Source organism: Gammaproteobacteria bacterium (assembly GCA_013003425.1).
Classification (GTDB): Bacteria; Pseudomonadota; Gammaproteobacteria; order Steroidobacterales; family JABDKV01; genus JABDJB01.
This window is the reverse complement of sequence record JABDJB010000018.1, coordinates 44,937-59,041: the sequence shown is the minus strand read 5'-3', so window position 1 is coordinate 59,041 and position 14,105 is coordinate 44,937. Positions and strand designations below refer to the sequence as shown.

Genomic DNA, 14,105 nt, shown 5'->3' with positions numbered 1-14,105 from the left:
GGGCGTCGACGGGTGTAATCCAACCAGTCTGCGTGAGAGAATAGCGCGTTATATCGCAGGAACGGGAGCTTATGGCTACCAAGCACATGAATGCCGCGCGCGGCGACTTTGCCGAATCGGTGCTGATGCCGGGCGATCCGCTGCGCGCTCGCTACATTGCCGAAAGCTACCTGGACGATGCGCGCCAGGTGACCGACGTACGTAACATGCTCGGGTTTACCGGCTCGTTCCAGGGTGTGCCGGTCTCGGTCATGGCGCACGGCATGGGAATACCGTCGGTGTCCATCTATGCAACCGAGTTGATGACCGAATATGACGTCAGGCGCATCATTCGGGTCGGTAGTTGCGGCACTGTTAACGCTGCGACCAAACTGCGCGACATCATCATCGGCATGGGTGCGTGCACCGATTCCGGCGTCAACCGCATGCGTTTCGGCGGCTACGACTACGCCTGCATCGCCAGCTACAAGCTGCTGCGCAAGGCAGTCGAGATTGCGGCCCGCCACGGGGCGCCGTACCAGGTCGGCAACCTGTTCTCGGCGGACCTGTTTTACACGCCCGATACGGCGATGTTCGACATCATGGAAAGGTTCAACATACTCGGGCTGGAGATGGAGGCGGCGGGCCTTTATGCACTGGGTGCTGAGCACAATGTCGATACACTGGCAATCTGCACGGTAAGTGACAACATCCGTACCGGCGCAGCGCTTACTGCCGATGAGCGCGCGTCGACATTCGACGACATGATCAAGATCGCCCTGGAGACGGTAAAGCGCAGTGTCTGACGCCGCCCTGCATATCCAGCCGAACCGGCTGCCTGACCTTAGCCAGGTCCCGCGGGTAGACGAGGTTGGCGTGGCCGAACGTGCCGCGCGCTTCTGCACGCGCAGCATAAAGAAAGAATCCAAGGTCGAGGCGCTGCGGCTTGCGCTGAGCATGATCGACCTGACCACGCTGGAAGGCCAGGACACCCCGGGCAAGGTGCGGCAGTTGTGCCAGAAAGCCATCCACCTGCACGACACCATGGCAGGGCTGCCGCATGTCGCAGCAGTGTGTGTGTACCCGACAATGGTTGGCGTGGCCAAAAAAGCGCTGAGTGGTCACGACATCAACGTTGCCTCAGTTGCAACGGCGTTTCCCAGCGGCATGGCGCCTCGTGAGGTGAAGCTGGAAGACACGCGTATGGCCGTCGCAGAAGGTGCCGACGAAATCGACATGGTGATTTCCCGCGGCGCGTTTCTTTCCGGTCAGTATGGCCTGGTATACGACGAGATAGCGGCGATAAAGGAAGCCTGTGGCGACGCGCACCTGAAGGTGATCCTGGAAACCGGCGAGCTCGGCACCCTGGACCGGGTGCGTCGGGCCAGCGTGCTGGCAATGCACGCCGGCGCCGATTTCATCAAGACCTCGACCGGAAAAATCCAGCCGGCGGCAACCATGCCGGTTACCTTGGTAATGCTGCAGGCCATCCGCGATTTTTATTACGAGACCGATCGCAAGATCGGCATGAAGCCCGCTGGCGGCATTTCCAAAGCCAAGCAGGCGATCCAGTATCTGGTCATGCTGCACGAGACGCTGGGTAACGACTGGATGACACCGGACCTGTTCCGGTTCGGCGCCAGTTCGCTGGCCAATGACGTGTTGATGCAGCTGCAAAAACAGCAAACCGGGGTGTACCAGTCACATGATTATTTTTCCAAGGACTGATCCATGAGCGGGCAAAGCAAACTTTCGTTTGATGGTGGCTGGGAGTACGCGGCGGCGCCGCAGGACACCAGCCATGTGAAGCTCGAGCAGCAATACGGGTTGTTCATCGGCGGCGAGTTCGTCGCGCCCGAGCAGGGTGGTTACTTCGACACCATCAACCCGGCCAACGGGCAAAAGCTGGCGAGCATCGCCGCGGCCACCGACGCCGACGTCAACAGGGCGGTAAAGGCAGCGCGTAAAGCCTACGAAGGCAGCTGGTCGAAAATGAGCGCCGCCGATCGCGGCAAGTACATCTATCGCATCGCCCGCATGCTGCAGGAACGATCGCGCGAGTTTGCCGTTATCGAGTCGCTCGATGGTGGTAAGCCAATCCGCGAGTCACGTGATATCGACATCCCGCTGTCGGCTGCCCACTTTTTTTACTACGCCGGCTGGGCCGACAAACTCGAATACGCATTCCCCGGTCGCGCAGCGCGGCCGCTGGGTGTGGCAGGCCAGATAATTCCGTGGAATTTCCCGCTGCTGATGGCAGCCTGGAAAATCGCACCGGCACTGGCCTGCGGTAACACTGTTGTGCTCAAGCCGGCAGAGACCACGCCATTGACTGCGTTAAAGCTTGCCGAGCTTATTCGTGATGCTGACCTGCCGCCCGGGGTGATCAATATAGTCACTGGTGCCGGCGATACCGGTGCAGCGATCGTGCAGCATGACGATGTCGACAAGATTGCCTTTACCGGTTCAACAGGCGTTGGCCGGCAAATTCAGAAAAGCCTGGCCGGTACCGGCAAAAAATACACGCTCGAGCTGGGTGGCAAGGCGGCCAACATCATTTTCGAGGACGCTGCGATCGACCAGGCGGTCGAGGGCATCGTCAACGGCATTTTCTTCAACCAGGGTCATGTCTGCTGCGCCGGTTCGCGGCTGCTGGTGCAGGAGGCTGTCGCCGATGAAGTTATCAGCAAGCTGAAAGACCGGATGGAGACGCTGATCGTTGGTGACCCGCTGGACAAGAACACTGATATCGGTGCGATCAATTCGGCCGAGCAGCTCAAGCGTATCGAGTCCTACCTGGAGCTGGGCCAGCAGGAAGGCGCCGAGATGTACCAGAGCTCGTGTTCGGTTCCGGAGAAAGGCTACTGGTGCCGGCCGACACTGTTCACCGGTGTGTCGCAATCCAATCGGGTGGTCCAGGAAGAAATCTTCGGGCCGGTGCTGGCGATACAAACCTTCCGCACCCTCGAAGAGGGCATCTCCAAGGCCAATAACACGCCCTATGGACTTTCCGGCGGCGTATGGACAGACAAGGGCGCGAAGATTTTCAAGATGACACGCGCGGTGCGCGCCGGAGTGGTCTGGGCCAATACCTTTAATAAGTTTGATCCAACCTCGCCGTTTGGCGGCTACAAGGAAAGCGGTGTCGGCCGTGAAGGCGGGCTGCATGGTTTGTCTGCCTACGTGCGGCTGGAGGACAAGCGATGAGCGGCAAGCGCAGCGAGGGCCGCGTGCCGGTGGCCAAGACCTACAAGATTTACATCGGTGGCAAATTCCCGCGTACCGAGTCGGGTCGTTTCTACCCGCTCAAGGACGAGGACGGCAACGTGCTGGCCAATGTCAGTCACGGCAGCCGCAAGGACTTTCGTGAGGCCGTCGTGGCGGCACGTGCCGCCTTTGCCGGCTGGTCAGGTGCCAGTGCCTATCTGCGCGGGCAGATCCTGTACCGCATTGCCGAGATGCTCGAAGGACGCCGCGCGCAGTTTGTCAGCGAGCTGCAGCTACAGGGCAGCAAGGCAAAAAAAGCCGAACGCGAAGTGGACGCAGCGATAGACCGGCTGATTTACTTTGCCGGCTGGGCGGACAAGTACCAGCAGGTGTTCAGCGCGGTCAACCCGGTGAGCTCATCGCACTTTAATTTCTCGGTGCTCGAGCCGACCGGAGTGGTTGCCATCCTGGCACCGGAGAATTCCGGCCTGCTGGGGCTTGTTTCCAACATCGCGCCGGCGATCGTCGGCGGTAACACCTGCGTGGCACTGGCGTCTGAATCAAAACCACTGTGTGCCATCAGCTTTGCCGAAGTGCTGGAGTCGTCCGACGTGCCGCCCGGGGTTGTTAACCTGATCACCGGTTTTCGCCCCGAGCTGACCGAGCACTTTGCGTCGCACATGGACGTCAACGCGATTGTTTACTGCGAAGACAGCGGCGATGGCGGTGCGCAGATCCAGACGCTGGCAGCGGGCAACATCAAGCGCGTGGTTGGCCGTACCGGTACCGACTGGGCTGACGCGACCAGTGACACGCCGTACCTGATCAACGATACCCAGGAAACAAAAACCACCTGGCACCCGATCGGCCGCTAGGCAACTGCACAGATGGAGTGGGTAGAGCCGGTTGCGGCGTTTTTTGGCCTGCTGGCGGTCATCCTGGTCGTGAGGCAAAACGTCTGGTGCTGGCCCACCGGGCTGGTGCAGGTGTCGCTATATGTTTTTGTCTTTTTCCAGGCAAAGCTCTACTCCGATTTTCTGTTGCATCTTATCTATGTCGCGGTACAGCTTTATGGCTGGTATCACTGGCTGCACGGCGGCGCCGATCAGGGCGAACTGCGGGTTTCGCGTCTTGACCGGAACGCCTTGCTCGGCTGGATTGGGGCGGCTACAGTCGGCACGCTCGGCTGGGGTTACCTGATGTCGGCCACTACCGATGCGGCTATTCCCTATGGCGACGCATTTACAACAGCAGCAAGCCTTGTTGCCATGTGGCTGCAGGCACGCAAGCGTATCGAGACGTGGCATTTCTGGATTGTTGTCGACATCGTTGCCATCGGTATTTACTACGTCAAGGAGCTGTACTGGACGGCCGGGCTCTACGCGGTATTTCTGGGCTTGTGTGTTGCCGGATATATTGCGTGGAACAGGTCCCTGCAGGAACAACAGGCAGCGGCATGAGCAGGCAGGTAACAAAAGTTGCACTGCTGGGCGCGCCGTCGACCGGCAAGACCAGCCTGGCACGCGCCCTGGCGCAGCACTACGACACCGCGTGGATGCCGGAATATGGTCGCGAGTACTGGATGGAACATCAGGAATCGCGGCGTCTCAGTCCCGAACAGCTGGTCGAGATTGCCGAGGGGCACCTGCAGCGCGAAAAGGAGCTGTTGGCGAAGGCAAAACGCTATTTGTTTGTCGATACCGAGGCTATCGTCACCTACCATTACGCCCTGGACTATCATGGCGCCGCATTGCCGCGCCTTATTGACCTGGCCAACGCGGCAGCCGATCGCTACGACTTCTTTTTTCTCTGCGGTACCGACATCCCTTACGAAGATACCTGGGAGCGTTCCGGTCGCCAGCACCGCGAGCGCTTCCAGGCTCAGATACGTGATGACTTGCTGCGCCGAGGCGTTGAGTTTGTCGAGTTAAAAGGCCCGCTGGCCGACCGCCTGGAAACCGTGCGAGCAATCCTCGAAGGCTTTAAATAGCCTGCCAGGCGCGAAAGCGTTCGACCGGGTCGAAAAAGAACATGCGTTTCCAGCCTTGCTCGAGTTCCGGCTGCGCCATCCATGGTATGGGGAAGGGCGTGCGGATGACGTAGTGCAGGTGATGCGGTTTGCCCGCCGCATTGCCACTGTCGCCGACGCTGCCAATGCGCTGGCCGCGCCGCACGGGCTGGAAAGCCCTGACGGCTGACGACTCCAGGTGAGCGTAGTAGTGCAGTCGCCATTTCGGGCCGAGTATCAGCACGACGTTACCGCCGAGCGACTTGCGTCCGGCGTAGGTTACGATGCCGTGCGTCGCAGCGAGAACCGCGGTTCCCTGCGGGGCGAAGATATCGATGCCCTTGTGGACTCCGGACACGCCCCACGGGGTATACCAGAAAGACAGCGGGTCCCAGCTATCGACACTGGCGCCCTCGACCGGCAGCACGCCACGCTCAGGTGGCAGGTATCCCAGCACCAGAACGACGGCCGCGATGACCAGCATTTTGCGGCGTCGCTGGCTCAGCCGGAATCGCACCGCGAATCAGCCAGCGTTAATATCGATAACGCCTTTCTCCAGCCGCGCACCAACTTGACCGATTACCGCTGAAGCACAACGCGTACCCAGCGTGGCACATTCGGCAATCGACCAGTTCTTTGCCAGACCATATAGAAAGCCTGCGGTATAGGCATCACCTGCGCCGGTAGTGTCGACAATCTCATCAAGCTTGTCCGCCTGCTGCACGTGATGATGATCGCCGTGCAGAATAACCGAGCCTTTCTCCGACCGCGTGATGACGTAAAGGGCATCGCTGCCTTTAACTTCGGCGACGGCCGCATCAAAGTTGTCTGCCTGCAGCAGCGCAATGATCTCATCCTCATCGGCAAAAATCAGACGCACATAATCCTTGGCGGCACGGGTGAACTCGTCGCGGTGGCGCAGGACGCATTGATCATCCGACAGGGACAACCCGATCATGGCGCCGGACTGGTTGGCAATTTCCATCGCCTTCTGCGTGATCTCGGGGCCGTTCGGGGTGTCCCAGATATAGCCTTCGATCAGCAGAATGTCAGGCTGGCCGATGGTTTTTTCGTTGATGTCTTCGGGCGCGATTTCGCCACACGCACCGAGATAGGTCTGCATCGTGCGCTGGCCGTCCGGGCTTATCAGTACGTGACTGCGCGCAGTGGGCGACATGCGCGTTTCCGGTGGCAGACGCATATCAACACCCAGCGACTTCATATCGTGCGCAAAGATGGCGCCAAGCTGGTCGGCGGCAACACGCCCGATGTAGGCTGCCTCGCCGCCGAGATTGGCAAAACCGGCGATCGTATTGCCAACCGAACCGCCGGACATTTCCGTTGCCGGACCCATGCGCTGGTACAGCTGGCGTGCCTGGTCGGCGTCGATTAACGTCATGGAACCGCGCTGTGCGCCAATTTCCTCGAGAAAATCGTCCTCGACGTGGGCAAGGATATCGACGATTGCGTTACTGAGTCCGAGCAGTTCGACAGAGTCTGACACGGTTTTTCTTCTCCGGCAGTCAAAACCAGCGGCAGATTCTAGACCGCTTCCCGCCGTAATGCCCCAAACCACCGGCTGCGGCTGGTTAATCAGATGTAAGTCATTTAATATCAAGCTATTACGCCCTGAACCGCAAGTGATACCGATGGGAAGACTGACCACACATGTCCTCGATACCGCGAACGGGCGCCCGGCTGGCGGCGTGCCGGGGCGGCTTTATGCCATCGACGGCGTACGCATGATGGTGGCGGAATTCACGACCAACGATGATGGCCGGGTCGATGCGCCGCTGCTCGACGAAGAAGATTTTGCCTGCGGGACCTACGAACTGGTGTTCGATGTGGGCGACTATTTCGGCGCAATCGACGCCGGTGAGAAGCCATTCCTAAGCGATATAACGCTGCGCTTTTATCTGGGCGAAGACGATCACTATCACGTTCCCCTGCTGGTAACGCCATGGGGCTACACCACTTACCGCGGTAGCTGAAACAGGCATGCATCAGCAGGCTCGTAACAGCATCCGTTTCCTGCTCGATGGCGAAGTTATCCAGCTGCGGGATTTCGACCCCAACCGCACCGTGCTGCAATGGTTGCGTGAGGATCGGCGGCGTACCGGCGCCAAGGAAGGTTGCGCCGAGGGCGATTGCGGAGCGTGTGCGGTGGTTGTTGCCGAACTCGACAACAACGGCAGCGGGCTGCGTTACCAGGCCATCAATTCATGTATCCAGTTCCTTGCCACGCTCGACGGCAAAGCCCTGCTCACCACTGAAAGCCTGAGTGAAAGCGACGGCAGCCTGCACCCGGTACAGCAGGCGATGGTTGACGAGCACGGCTCGCAGTGCGGTTTTTGCACACCAGGCTTTGTCATGTCGCTGTATGCACTTTACGAAGAAAACTCCTCGCCGGGACGTGTGGAGATAGACGACGCCTTAGCCGGCAACCTGTGCCGCTGCACGGGTTACCGGCCGATCGTTGCCGCGGCACGGGCCATGTACAAGTTGCCGCGACCGGACCGCGACGAGAAAACCCTGGTAACAGCCTTGCAGGGTCTGCAGCATGCGCCGGTCGAACTGGCCGCGGCAGGCCACAGCTACTTCGCCCCGACCACGCTGGCCGAACTTGCTGCCCTGGTAGCCGAACATCCGGAAGCGCAGCTGCTGGCCGGCGGCACCGATGTCGGACTCTGGGTCACAAAAGAGCACCGCGAGCTGCCACAGCTGATTTATCTCGGCCAGGTTCGCGAGCTGCAGCAGATTAATAAGTCGCAAATGCACCTGGAGCTTGGTGCGGCGGTGACTTTTAGCGACGCCATGCCGGCGCTGCTCGAAATATATCCGGCCCTGGACGAGTTGCTGCGACGCTTTGCCGGGCCGCCGATACGCAACGCCGCAACGGTCGGTGGCAACATTGCCAACGGTTCGCCCATCGGGGATTCGATGCCGGCGCTGATTGCGCTCGGAGCCGTGCTGGTTCTGCGCCGCGGCGAGACAACACGAGAAGTCGCGATTGATCAGTTTTATCCCGGTTTCCGGCAAACGGATCTGCAGCCGGGCGAATTTCTCGAACGTATTCGTATCCCGATGCCGCGGCCGCAACAGCAGTTTCGTGCCTACAAGGTTTCCAAGCGTTTCGACCAGGATATCTCGGCCGTTTGCGCAGCTTTCAGTATTGACATTGTCCACGGGGTGATCAGCGAGGCGCGTTTCGGTTTTGGCGGCGTGGCGGCAATACCGTCACGGGCACCGGCCGCCGAGCAGGCGCTGACCGGTTCGGCGTTGACGCAGGCCACGGCGGAAAACGGTGTGCAGGCGCTGGCGCGCGATTTCAGCCCGATTACCGACATGCGTGCCAGCGCAGGCTATCGCCTGCAGGTGTGCCAGAACCTGTTGCTGAAGTTTTTGCACGAGACCGCTGGCGAGGTCGAGCAGCGGCTGTACAACTATGGACGCTGAACGCCACGATCGCAGCGTGACGGTCGGCAAGCCGCTGCCGCACGACAGCGCGCCCGGCCATGTCAGTGGCCGTGCGGTCTATACCGACGACATCCCCGAGCCACGCGATTTGCTGCATGTTGCTGTGGGCTTAAGCAGCGAAGCGCATGCCCGGGTAAAAAACCTCGATCTCGACAAGGTACGTACTGCCCCCGGCGTGGTAGCGGTGATTAACGCGGCCGATATTCCCGGGGTAAACAACTACGGCGCCATGGTCGAAGACGATCCGATATTTGCCGATGGCGAAGTGCAATACGCCGGCCAGGCGCTGTTTGCCGTCGCCGCGGACACTGTAGAACAGGCGCGTCGTGCCGCGTTGCTGGCAGACGTGTCATACGAGCCCCTGCCGGCCGTGCTGGGGATCGACGAAGCCGTCAGGCAGGGCCAGTCAGTATTGCCAACCGAACGGCTGCAGCGCGGACAAGCCAATGATGCAATAGCGGCTGCCCCGCACCGGCTGCAGGGGAAGCTGGAGCTGGGCGGGCAGGACCAGTTCTATCTTGAAGGCCAGATTGCGATGGTACTGCCGCGCGAGGCCGGCGAGATGCAGGTGTACAGCTCCACGCAGTTTCCCGGCGAGGTGCAGCACAAGGTTGCACATGCCATCGGTACAGAAGCCAAAGACGTGGTTGTCGAGTGTCGCCGCATGGGCGGAGGTTTTGGCGGCAAGGAAACCCAGCCGGCACTGATTGCCTGCATTGCTGCAGTGGTGGCGCAGCGCACGGGCAGACCCGCAAAGCTGCGGCTGGATCGCGACACCGACATGCTGCTGACGGGTAAGCGGCATGATTTCAGAACCAACTATGAGGTCGGCTTCGACGACACCGGTCGTATTCACGGTATCAACTTCGACTTTGCCTCCCGTTGCGGCATGTCGGCGGATCTGTCCGGGCCGGTCAACGACCGGTGCATGTTCCATGCCGACAACGCCTATTACCTCGAACATCTCGATATCGTGTCGCACCGCTGCAAAACCAACACGGTCTCCAATACGGCGTTTCGCGGCTTTGGCGGTCCGCAGGGTATGTACGCGATCGAATACGTGATCGACGAGATTGCACGGCAGCTGGGCAAGGATCCGCTGGAAGTGCGGCGCCGGAACTTTTATGGCGTCGACGATCGCAACGTGACGCCGTACGGCCAGGTTGTCGAAGACAACATCATTCACGACCTGGCCGACCGGCTGGAACAGACGTCGGACTACCAGCAGCGTCGAGCCAATATTGATCGGTTCAATGCAGCCAGCGAGCTGTGCAAACGCGGTATTGCTTTAACACCGGTCAAGTTCGGTATCTCTTTCACAGCGACACACCTCAACCAGGCCGGCGCCTTGCTGCATATCTATACCGATGGCACGGTAAGACTCAACCACGGTGGCACCGAAATGGGGCAGGGTCTTTACATCAAGGTGGCGCAGGTGGTCGCCGATGAGCTGCAGATCAGCCTCGACCGTATCCGCCTGACCGCCGCCGATACCAGCAAAGTACCCAATGCATCAGCAACAGCAGCGTCGGCCAGTTCGGACATGAACGGCAAGGCGGCGCAGGCTGCCGCCCGCACTATCAAGGCACGGCTGGTTGCCTTTGCCTGTAAAAAGTATGGCGTGGCACCGGATGAGATTGTATTTGCCAGCAACCAGGTGAGCGTCGGCACGGAACAGATGAGCTTTGCTGACCTGGTGCAACAGGCACACATGGCGCGGGTGTCGCTGTCGGCAACCGGCTTTTACAAGACACCGAAGATTCACTATGACCGGGCCACCTTCTCGGGCCGACCGTTCTATTACTATGCTTACGGTGCCGCCGTATCGGAAGTTGTCATCGATGTGCTCACCGGTGAACACCGGCTGCTGCGTGTCGATATCCTGCACGATTGCGGCCGTTCACTAAACCCGGCCGTCGACCTGGGCCAGATCGAGGGTGGATACATCCAGGGTTACGGCTGGCTTACCAGCGAGGAGTTGTGGTGGGATGAAAATGGGCGGCTGCAGACTCATGCGCCGTCTACCTACAAGATTCCGACCTGTTCCGATGTGCCGGCCGATTTCCGCGTCGAAATGCTGCAGTCGGCTGATAACCGCGAGCAGACCATTCATCGTTCCAAGGCCGTCGGCGAACCGCCGCTGATGCTGGGTTTGTCGGCTTTTTTCGCTATACGTGACGCTGTTGCAAGCGCCTCGGGCAATCCGCACCCGCCATTAACCGCGCCGGCCACGCCAGAGGCAATACTCAGGGCGGTGATGCACAAATGAACTGGCCACAACAGCTGGTGCAACTGAAGCAAAACGGAGAACCGTTTGTCGTCGTAACCGTCAGCAATACGCGTGGTTCGACGCCACGCGAGACCGGCGCAAAAATGTTTGTCACTGCTGACAGCATTTCCGGGACTATAGGCGGCGGTCAGCTCGAGCATGAATGCACGGCAATTGCCGCAAAGTGGTTGTGCCAGCCGCAGCAGCCGGAAACTTTCAGCCGCACGTTTACGCTCGGTGCCGATTGCGGCCAGTGTAGCGGCGGCGTCGCCGAAGTGCGCTTTGACCAGGTTCATCCTGCCGAGGCGGACTGGATCGATGCGGTGGAGGCGGCACTGGTGCGCGCTGAACCCGCCGTGCTGGTGACAACTGGCGATACCCGCACCGGAATTACCCGGCGTGTTGTTTGTAACAGCGAGAGTGGCGCGGCGAGCGATGATCCGGTGCAACAGGTAGCCGACGACATCATCCGGCAGCAGGCGCCTGCTCTGCGCACCACGGTGTCACGGGCGGGTAACCTGCAGGTACCGGCCCTGTTCGAGCCATTGCACCAGACTCGCTTTCAGATCGTGGTCTTTGGCGCCGGGCACGTTGGCTCGGCACTGGTGGCCACGCTGGCGGCCCTGCCGTGCCAGGTGAGCTGGGTAGATAATCGCGAGGGAATATTTCCGACACGACTGCCGGAGAATGTCACGACTATAGAAACCGCCGAGCCGGCGACGGCGGTTGAGCAGATTGGCTCCGGTGCGTGCTACGTGGTCATGACCCACAGTCATGCCATCGATCTGGATATCTGCGCGCGTGTCCTGCAGCGCGACAACATCGCCTATTGCGGGCTGATTGGCTCGCGTTCCAAGCGGCGCCAGTTCGAAAAGCGCCTGCGCCGCATGGGTATCGATGAGCAGCAGCTCGCGCGACTGACCTGTCCGATTGGCATCGACGGCATTAGCGGCAAGCGACCGGGCGAGATCGCTGTCGCAGTTGCGGCGCAGTTGCTGCAGTTGCGTGAACGGGTCGCTGCAGGCACTCAATTGCAACACGACAAGCGGCGGGCGCAACTTTGAGCGCCTATGTCGTCGAGTGGCTCAGTCTGCTGGGGCGCTGGCTGCATTTCATTGCCGGTATCGCCTGGGTGGGCTCGTCGTTTTATTTTGTCTGGCTGGACAATCACCTGAAGCCACCGGCGCGTGACGGCGATGCTGATCGCGGCGTTGGTGGCGAACTGTGGTCGGTGCACGGTGGCGGTTTTTATCACGCGCAGAAGTATCGCGTGGCTCCGGAACAGCTGCCGGAAACGCTGCACTGGTTCAAGTGGGAGGCCTACACCACCTGGCTTTCCGGCATGTTCCTGCTGGTGCTGCTGTACTGGTGGAGCGCCGATGTTTACCTGATCGACAACAGCAGGATGGCACTGTCGCAGGCTGCGGCAATTAGCATCAGCGCTGCTGTTATCGCCGGCGGATGGTTGTTGTACGACCTGATGTGCCGCTCGGCTCTGGCCCGGAATGACCGGTTGCTCGGTGTGGCTGTGGCAGCTCTGGCAGTGGTTGCGGCCTTTGGCCTGTGCCAGGTTTTCAGCGGCCGCGGTGCGTTCATACATTTTGGCGCGATGCTGGGCACCATCATGGTTGCCAACGTGTTCTTTATCATCATTCCCGGGCAACGACGCATGGTCAGCGCGGCAGAACGCGGCGAGGCAGTGGATCCGCGTCCTGGTATCACCGCCAAGCAGCGGTCCGTGCACAACACCTATTTCACGCTGCCAGTGCTGTTTGTCATGATCAGTAATCACTATGCGATGACTTACAGCCATGCGTACAACTGGCTGGTGTTGATTGCCATCTCTGCGGCCGGTGCATTGATCCGGGTTTTCTTCGTCGCCCGGCACAAGGGCAAGGCGTCGCCGCTGCCACTGGTTGTCGCCGTTTTTATTCTGGCGGGAGTGGCGGCGGCCATAGCGCCACAAGCGCCCGCCAAAACAGCAACGCAGCTTCCGGTGACCGGTATCGCCGAGGTAAAGCAAGTCATGTACAGCCGTTGTGCCGGTTGTCATGCGGCGATGCCGAGCTATCCCGGTTTTGCTGCGGCACCGGGCGGGGTGGTGCTGGAGACCGTTGCACAGATCGAGGCTGAAGCCGAGCGGATCTACCAGCAGGTGGTGGTGCTGCGGGCGATGCCCATCGGTAACCTGACGCAGATCACGGAAGCCGAACGGGCCGTCATTGCACACTGGTACGCAGGTCTGGATCAATGAACGATTACCCGCGAAATCTGGTTGGCTATGGCGGCAACCCGCCGAGCGTAAAGTGGCCCGGCGGTGCCCGGCTGGCGCTGCAGTTCGTCGTCAATTACGAAGAGGGCGGCGAGCGTTGTGTGCTGCATGGCGATAACGAGTCAGAAGCGTTCCTGTCGGAAATTGTTGGTGCGGAACCTTACGAAAACACCCGCCATATGAATATGGAGTCGCTGTACGAATATGGCGCACGCGCGGGCTTCTGGCGCCTGCATCGGGTGTTAAGCAGCCGCGAGGTTCCCGTGACGGTATTTGGCGTGGCAATGGCATTACAGCGAAATCCGCAGGCCGTCCGGGCAATGCAGGAGGCCGGCTGGGAAATTGCCAGTCACGGCTATCGCTGGATCGATTACCAGTTTGTCGACGAGGCAACCGAGCGCGAGCACCTGCGAAAAGCCGTCGACATTCACACCCGGGTTACCGGAAGCCCGCCGAACGGCTGGTACCTGGGGCGCTGCAGTCCCAATACCCATCAAATCGTCGGCGAGGAGGGCAGTTTTGTCTACAACGCTGACAGCTATGCCGACGACCTGCCGTACTGGGACCTGAACCATGGCAAGCCGCAGCTGATGATGCCGTACACGCTCGATGCCAATGACATGCGCTTTGCTACCGCGCAGGGCTTTAATACGGGCGACGATTTTCTTAGCTATCTCAAGGACAGCTTTGATTGCCTGTACCAGGAAGGTAAGCAGCAACCGAAGATGATGTCGGTCGGTTTGCACTGCCGACTGGCCGGTCGCCCGGGACGGGCATTGGCAGTAGAAAAATTTCTCGACTATGTAAACAGCAAGGAAAAGGTCTGGCTGGCAACACGCATTGATATCGCCCGGCACTGGATTGCCCATCACCCGTACGACAAGGACTGACAC

The 14,105-nt window shown here is 60.1% G+C and carries 14 protein-coding genes; 12 read left to right on the top strand and 2 right to left on the bottom strand.

The features are described from left to right. The first annotated feature begins 71 nt into the window (after window positions 1-71). Genes deoD through HKN06_03740 form a run of 6 tightly spaced genes read left to right on the top strand, consistent with a single transcriptional unit; the run spans window position 72 to window position 5,176 of the window. A complete protein-coding gene (gene deoD / locus HKN06_03765; protein NNF60431.1) occupies window positions 72-785 on the top strand; it encodes a purine-nucleoside phosphorylase in 714 nt (237 codons plus the stop codon). Continuing rightward, entirely contained in the window at window positions 778-1,707 is a 930-nt protein-coding gene (gene deoC, locus HKN06_03760) for a deoxyribose-phosphate aldolase (protein ID NNF60430.1), read from the top strand. The genes deoD and deoC overlap by 8 nt, the downstream gene beginning before the upstream one ends. A gap of 3 nt (window positions 1,708-1,710) precedes the next feature. Then, a complete protein-coding gene (locus HKN06_03755; GenBank protein ID NNF60429.1) occupies window positions 1,711-3,186 on the top strand; it encodes an aldehyde dehydrogenase family protein in 1,476 nt (491 codons plus the stop codon). Then, window positions 3,183-4,061, top strand: coding sequence for an aldehyde dehydrogenase family protein (locus HKN06_03750; protein ID NNF60428.1), 879 nt, complete (start codon window positions 3,183-3,185; stop codon window positions 4,059-4,061). Before HKN06_03755 ends, HKN06_03750 begins: the two co-directional genes overlap by 4 nt. A gap of 12 nt (window positions 4,062-4,073) precedes the next feature. Further along, on the top strand, window positions 4,074-4,646 hold the full coding sequence (locus HKN06_03745; protein NNF60427.1) for a nicotinamide mononucleotide transporter: 573 nt from the start codon (window positions 4,074-4,076) through the stop codon (window positions 4,644-4,646). Next, window positions 4,643-5,176, top strand: coding sequence for an ATP-binding protein (locus HKN06_03740; protein NNF60426.1), 534 nt, complete (start codon window positions 4,643-4,645; stop codon window positions 5,174-5,176). Before HKN06_03745 ends, HKN06_03740 begins: the two co-directional genes overlap by 4 nt. Here the strand turns inward: HKN06_03740 and HKN06_03735 are convergent. Continuing rightward, on the bottom strand, window positions 5,169-5,678 hold the full coding sequence (locus tag HKN06_03735) for a M23 family metallopeptidase (protein NNF60425.1): 510 nt from the start codon (window positions 5,676-5,678) through the stop codon (window positions 5,169-5,171). The genes HKN06_03740 and HKN06_03735 overlap by 8 nt on opposite strands. Window positions 5,679-5,717: 39 nt before the next feature. Next, a complete protein-coding gene (locus HKN06_03730; protein ID NNF60424.1) occupies window positions 5,718-6,698 on the bottom strand; it encodes an adenosine kinase in 981 nt (326 codons plus the stop codon). A gap of 139 nt (window positions 6,699-6,837) precedes the next feature. On the opposite strand from HKN06_03730, the gene uraH reads away from it, so the two are divergent. The 6 genes from uraH to puuE are packed head-to-tail and all read left to right on the top strand — an operon-like array spanning window position 6,838 to window position 14,102. Next, on the top strand, window positions 6,838-7,185 hold the full coding sequence (uraH, locus tag HKN06_03725) for a hydroxyisourate hydrolase (protein ID NNF60423.1): 348 nt from the start codon (window positions 6,838-6,840) through the stop codon (window positions 7,183-7,185). A 7-nt stretch (window positions 7,186-7,192) separates the two neighbouring features. Then, complete coding sequence (gene xdhA, locus HKN06_03720; GenBank protein ID NNF60422.1) at window positions 7,193-8,650, top strand: xanthine dehydrogenase small subunit; 1,458 nt, start codon at window positions 7,193-7,195, stop codon at window positions 8,648-8,650. Then, window positions 8,640-10,940: a xanthine dehydrogenase molybdopterin binding subunit gene (xdhB, locus tag HKN06_03715; GenBank protein NNF60421.1), complete on the top strand. Its 2,301-nt coding sequence runs from the start codon at window positions 8,640-8,642 to the stop codon at window positions 10,938-10,940. The genes xdhA and xdhB overlap by 11 nt, the downstream gene beginning before the upstream one ends. After that, window positions 10,937-12,004 (top strand): xanthine dehydrogenase accessory protein XdhC, encoded by a 1,068-nt coding sequence (xdhC, locus tag HKN06_03710; GenBank protein NNF60420.1) that lies wholly within the window; start codon window positions 10,937-10,939, stop codon window positions 12,002-12,004. Before xdhB ends, xdhC begins: the two co-directional genes overlap by 4 nt. Then, window positions 12,001-13,194 carry a urate hydroxylase PuuD gene (locus HKN06_03705; protein NNF60419.1) on the top strand — a complete coding sequence of 398 codons (1,194 nt, stop codon included), beginning with the start codon at window positions 12,001-12,003 and terminating at the stop codon, window positions 13,192-13,194. The genes xdhC and HKN06_03705 overlap by 4 nt, the downstream gene beginning before the upstream one ends. Continuing rightward, window positions 13,191-14,102 carry an allantoinase PuuE gene (puuE, locus tag HKN06_03700; protein NNF60418.1) on the top strand — a complete coding sequence of 304 codons (912 nt, stop codon included), beginning with the start codon at window positions 13,191-13,193 and terminating at the stop codon, window positions 14,100-14,102. Before HKN06_03705 ends, puuE begins: the two co-directional genes overlap by 4 nt. The last annotated feature ends 3 nt before the right edge of the window (window positions 14,103-14,105 follow it).

Coding starts and splice junctions, on each gene's coding strand:
- deoD (NNF60431.1), top strand. CDS start 72: ATGGCTACCAAGCACATGAATGCCGCGCGCGGCGACTTTGCCGAATCG.
- HKN06_03755 (NNF60429.1), top strand. CDS start 1,711: ATGAGCGGGCAAAGCAAACTTTCGTTTGATGGTGGCTGGGAGTACGCG.
- HKN06_03750 (NNF60428.1), top strand. CDS start 3,183: ATGAGCGGCAAGCGCAGCGAGGGCCGCGTGCCGGTGGCCAAGACCTAC.
- HKN06_03745 (NNF60427.1), top strand. CDS start 4,074: ATGGAGTGGGTAGAGCCGGTTGCGGCGTTTTTTGGCCTGCTGGCGGTC.
- HKN06_03740 (NNF60426.1), top strand. CDS start 4,643: ATGAGCAGGCAGGTAACAAAAGTTGCACTGCTGGGCGCGCCGTCGACC.
- HKN06_03735 (NNF60425.1), bottom strand. CDS start 5,678: ATGCTGGTCATCGCGGCCGTCGTTCTGGTGCTGGGATACCTGCCACCT.
- xdhA (NNF60422.1), top strand. CDS start 7,193: ATGCATCAGCAGGCTCGTAACAGCATCCGTTTCCTGCTCGATGGCGAA.
- xdhB (NNF60421.1), top strand. CDS start 8,640: ATGGACGCTGAACGCCACGATCGCAGCGTGACGGTCGGCAAGCCGCTG.
- xdhC (NNF60420.1), top strand. CDS start 10,937: ATGAACTGGCCACAACAGCTGGTGCAACTGAAGCAAAACGGAGAACCG.
- puuE (NNF60418.1), top strand. CDS start 13,191: ATGAACGATTACCCGCGAAATCTGGTTGGCTATGGCGGCAACCCGCCG.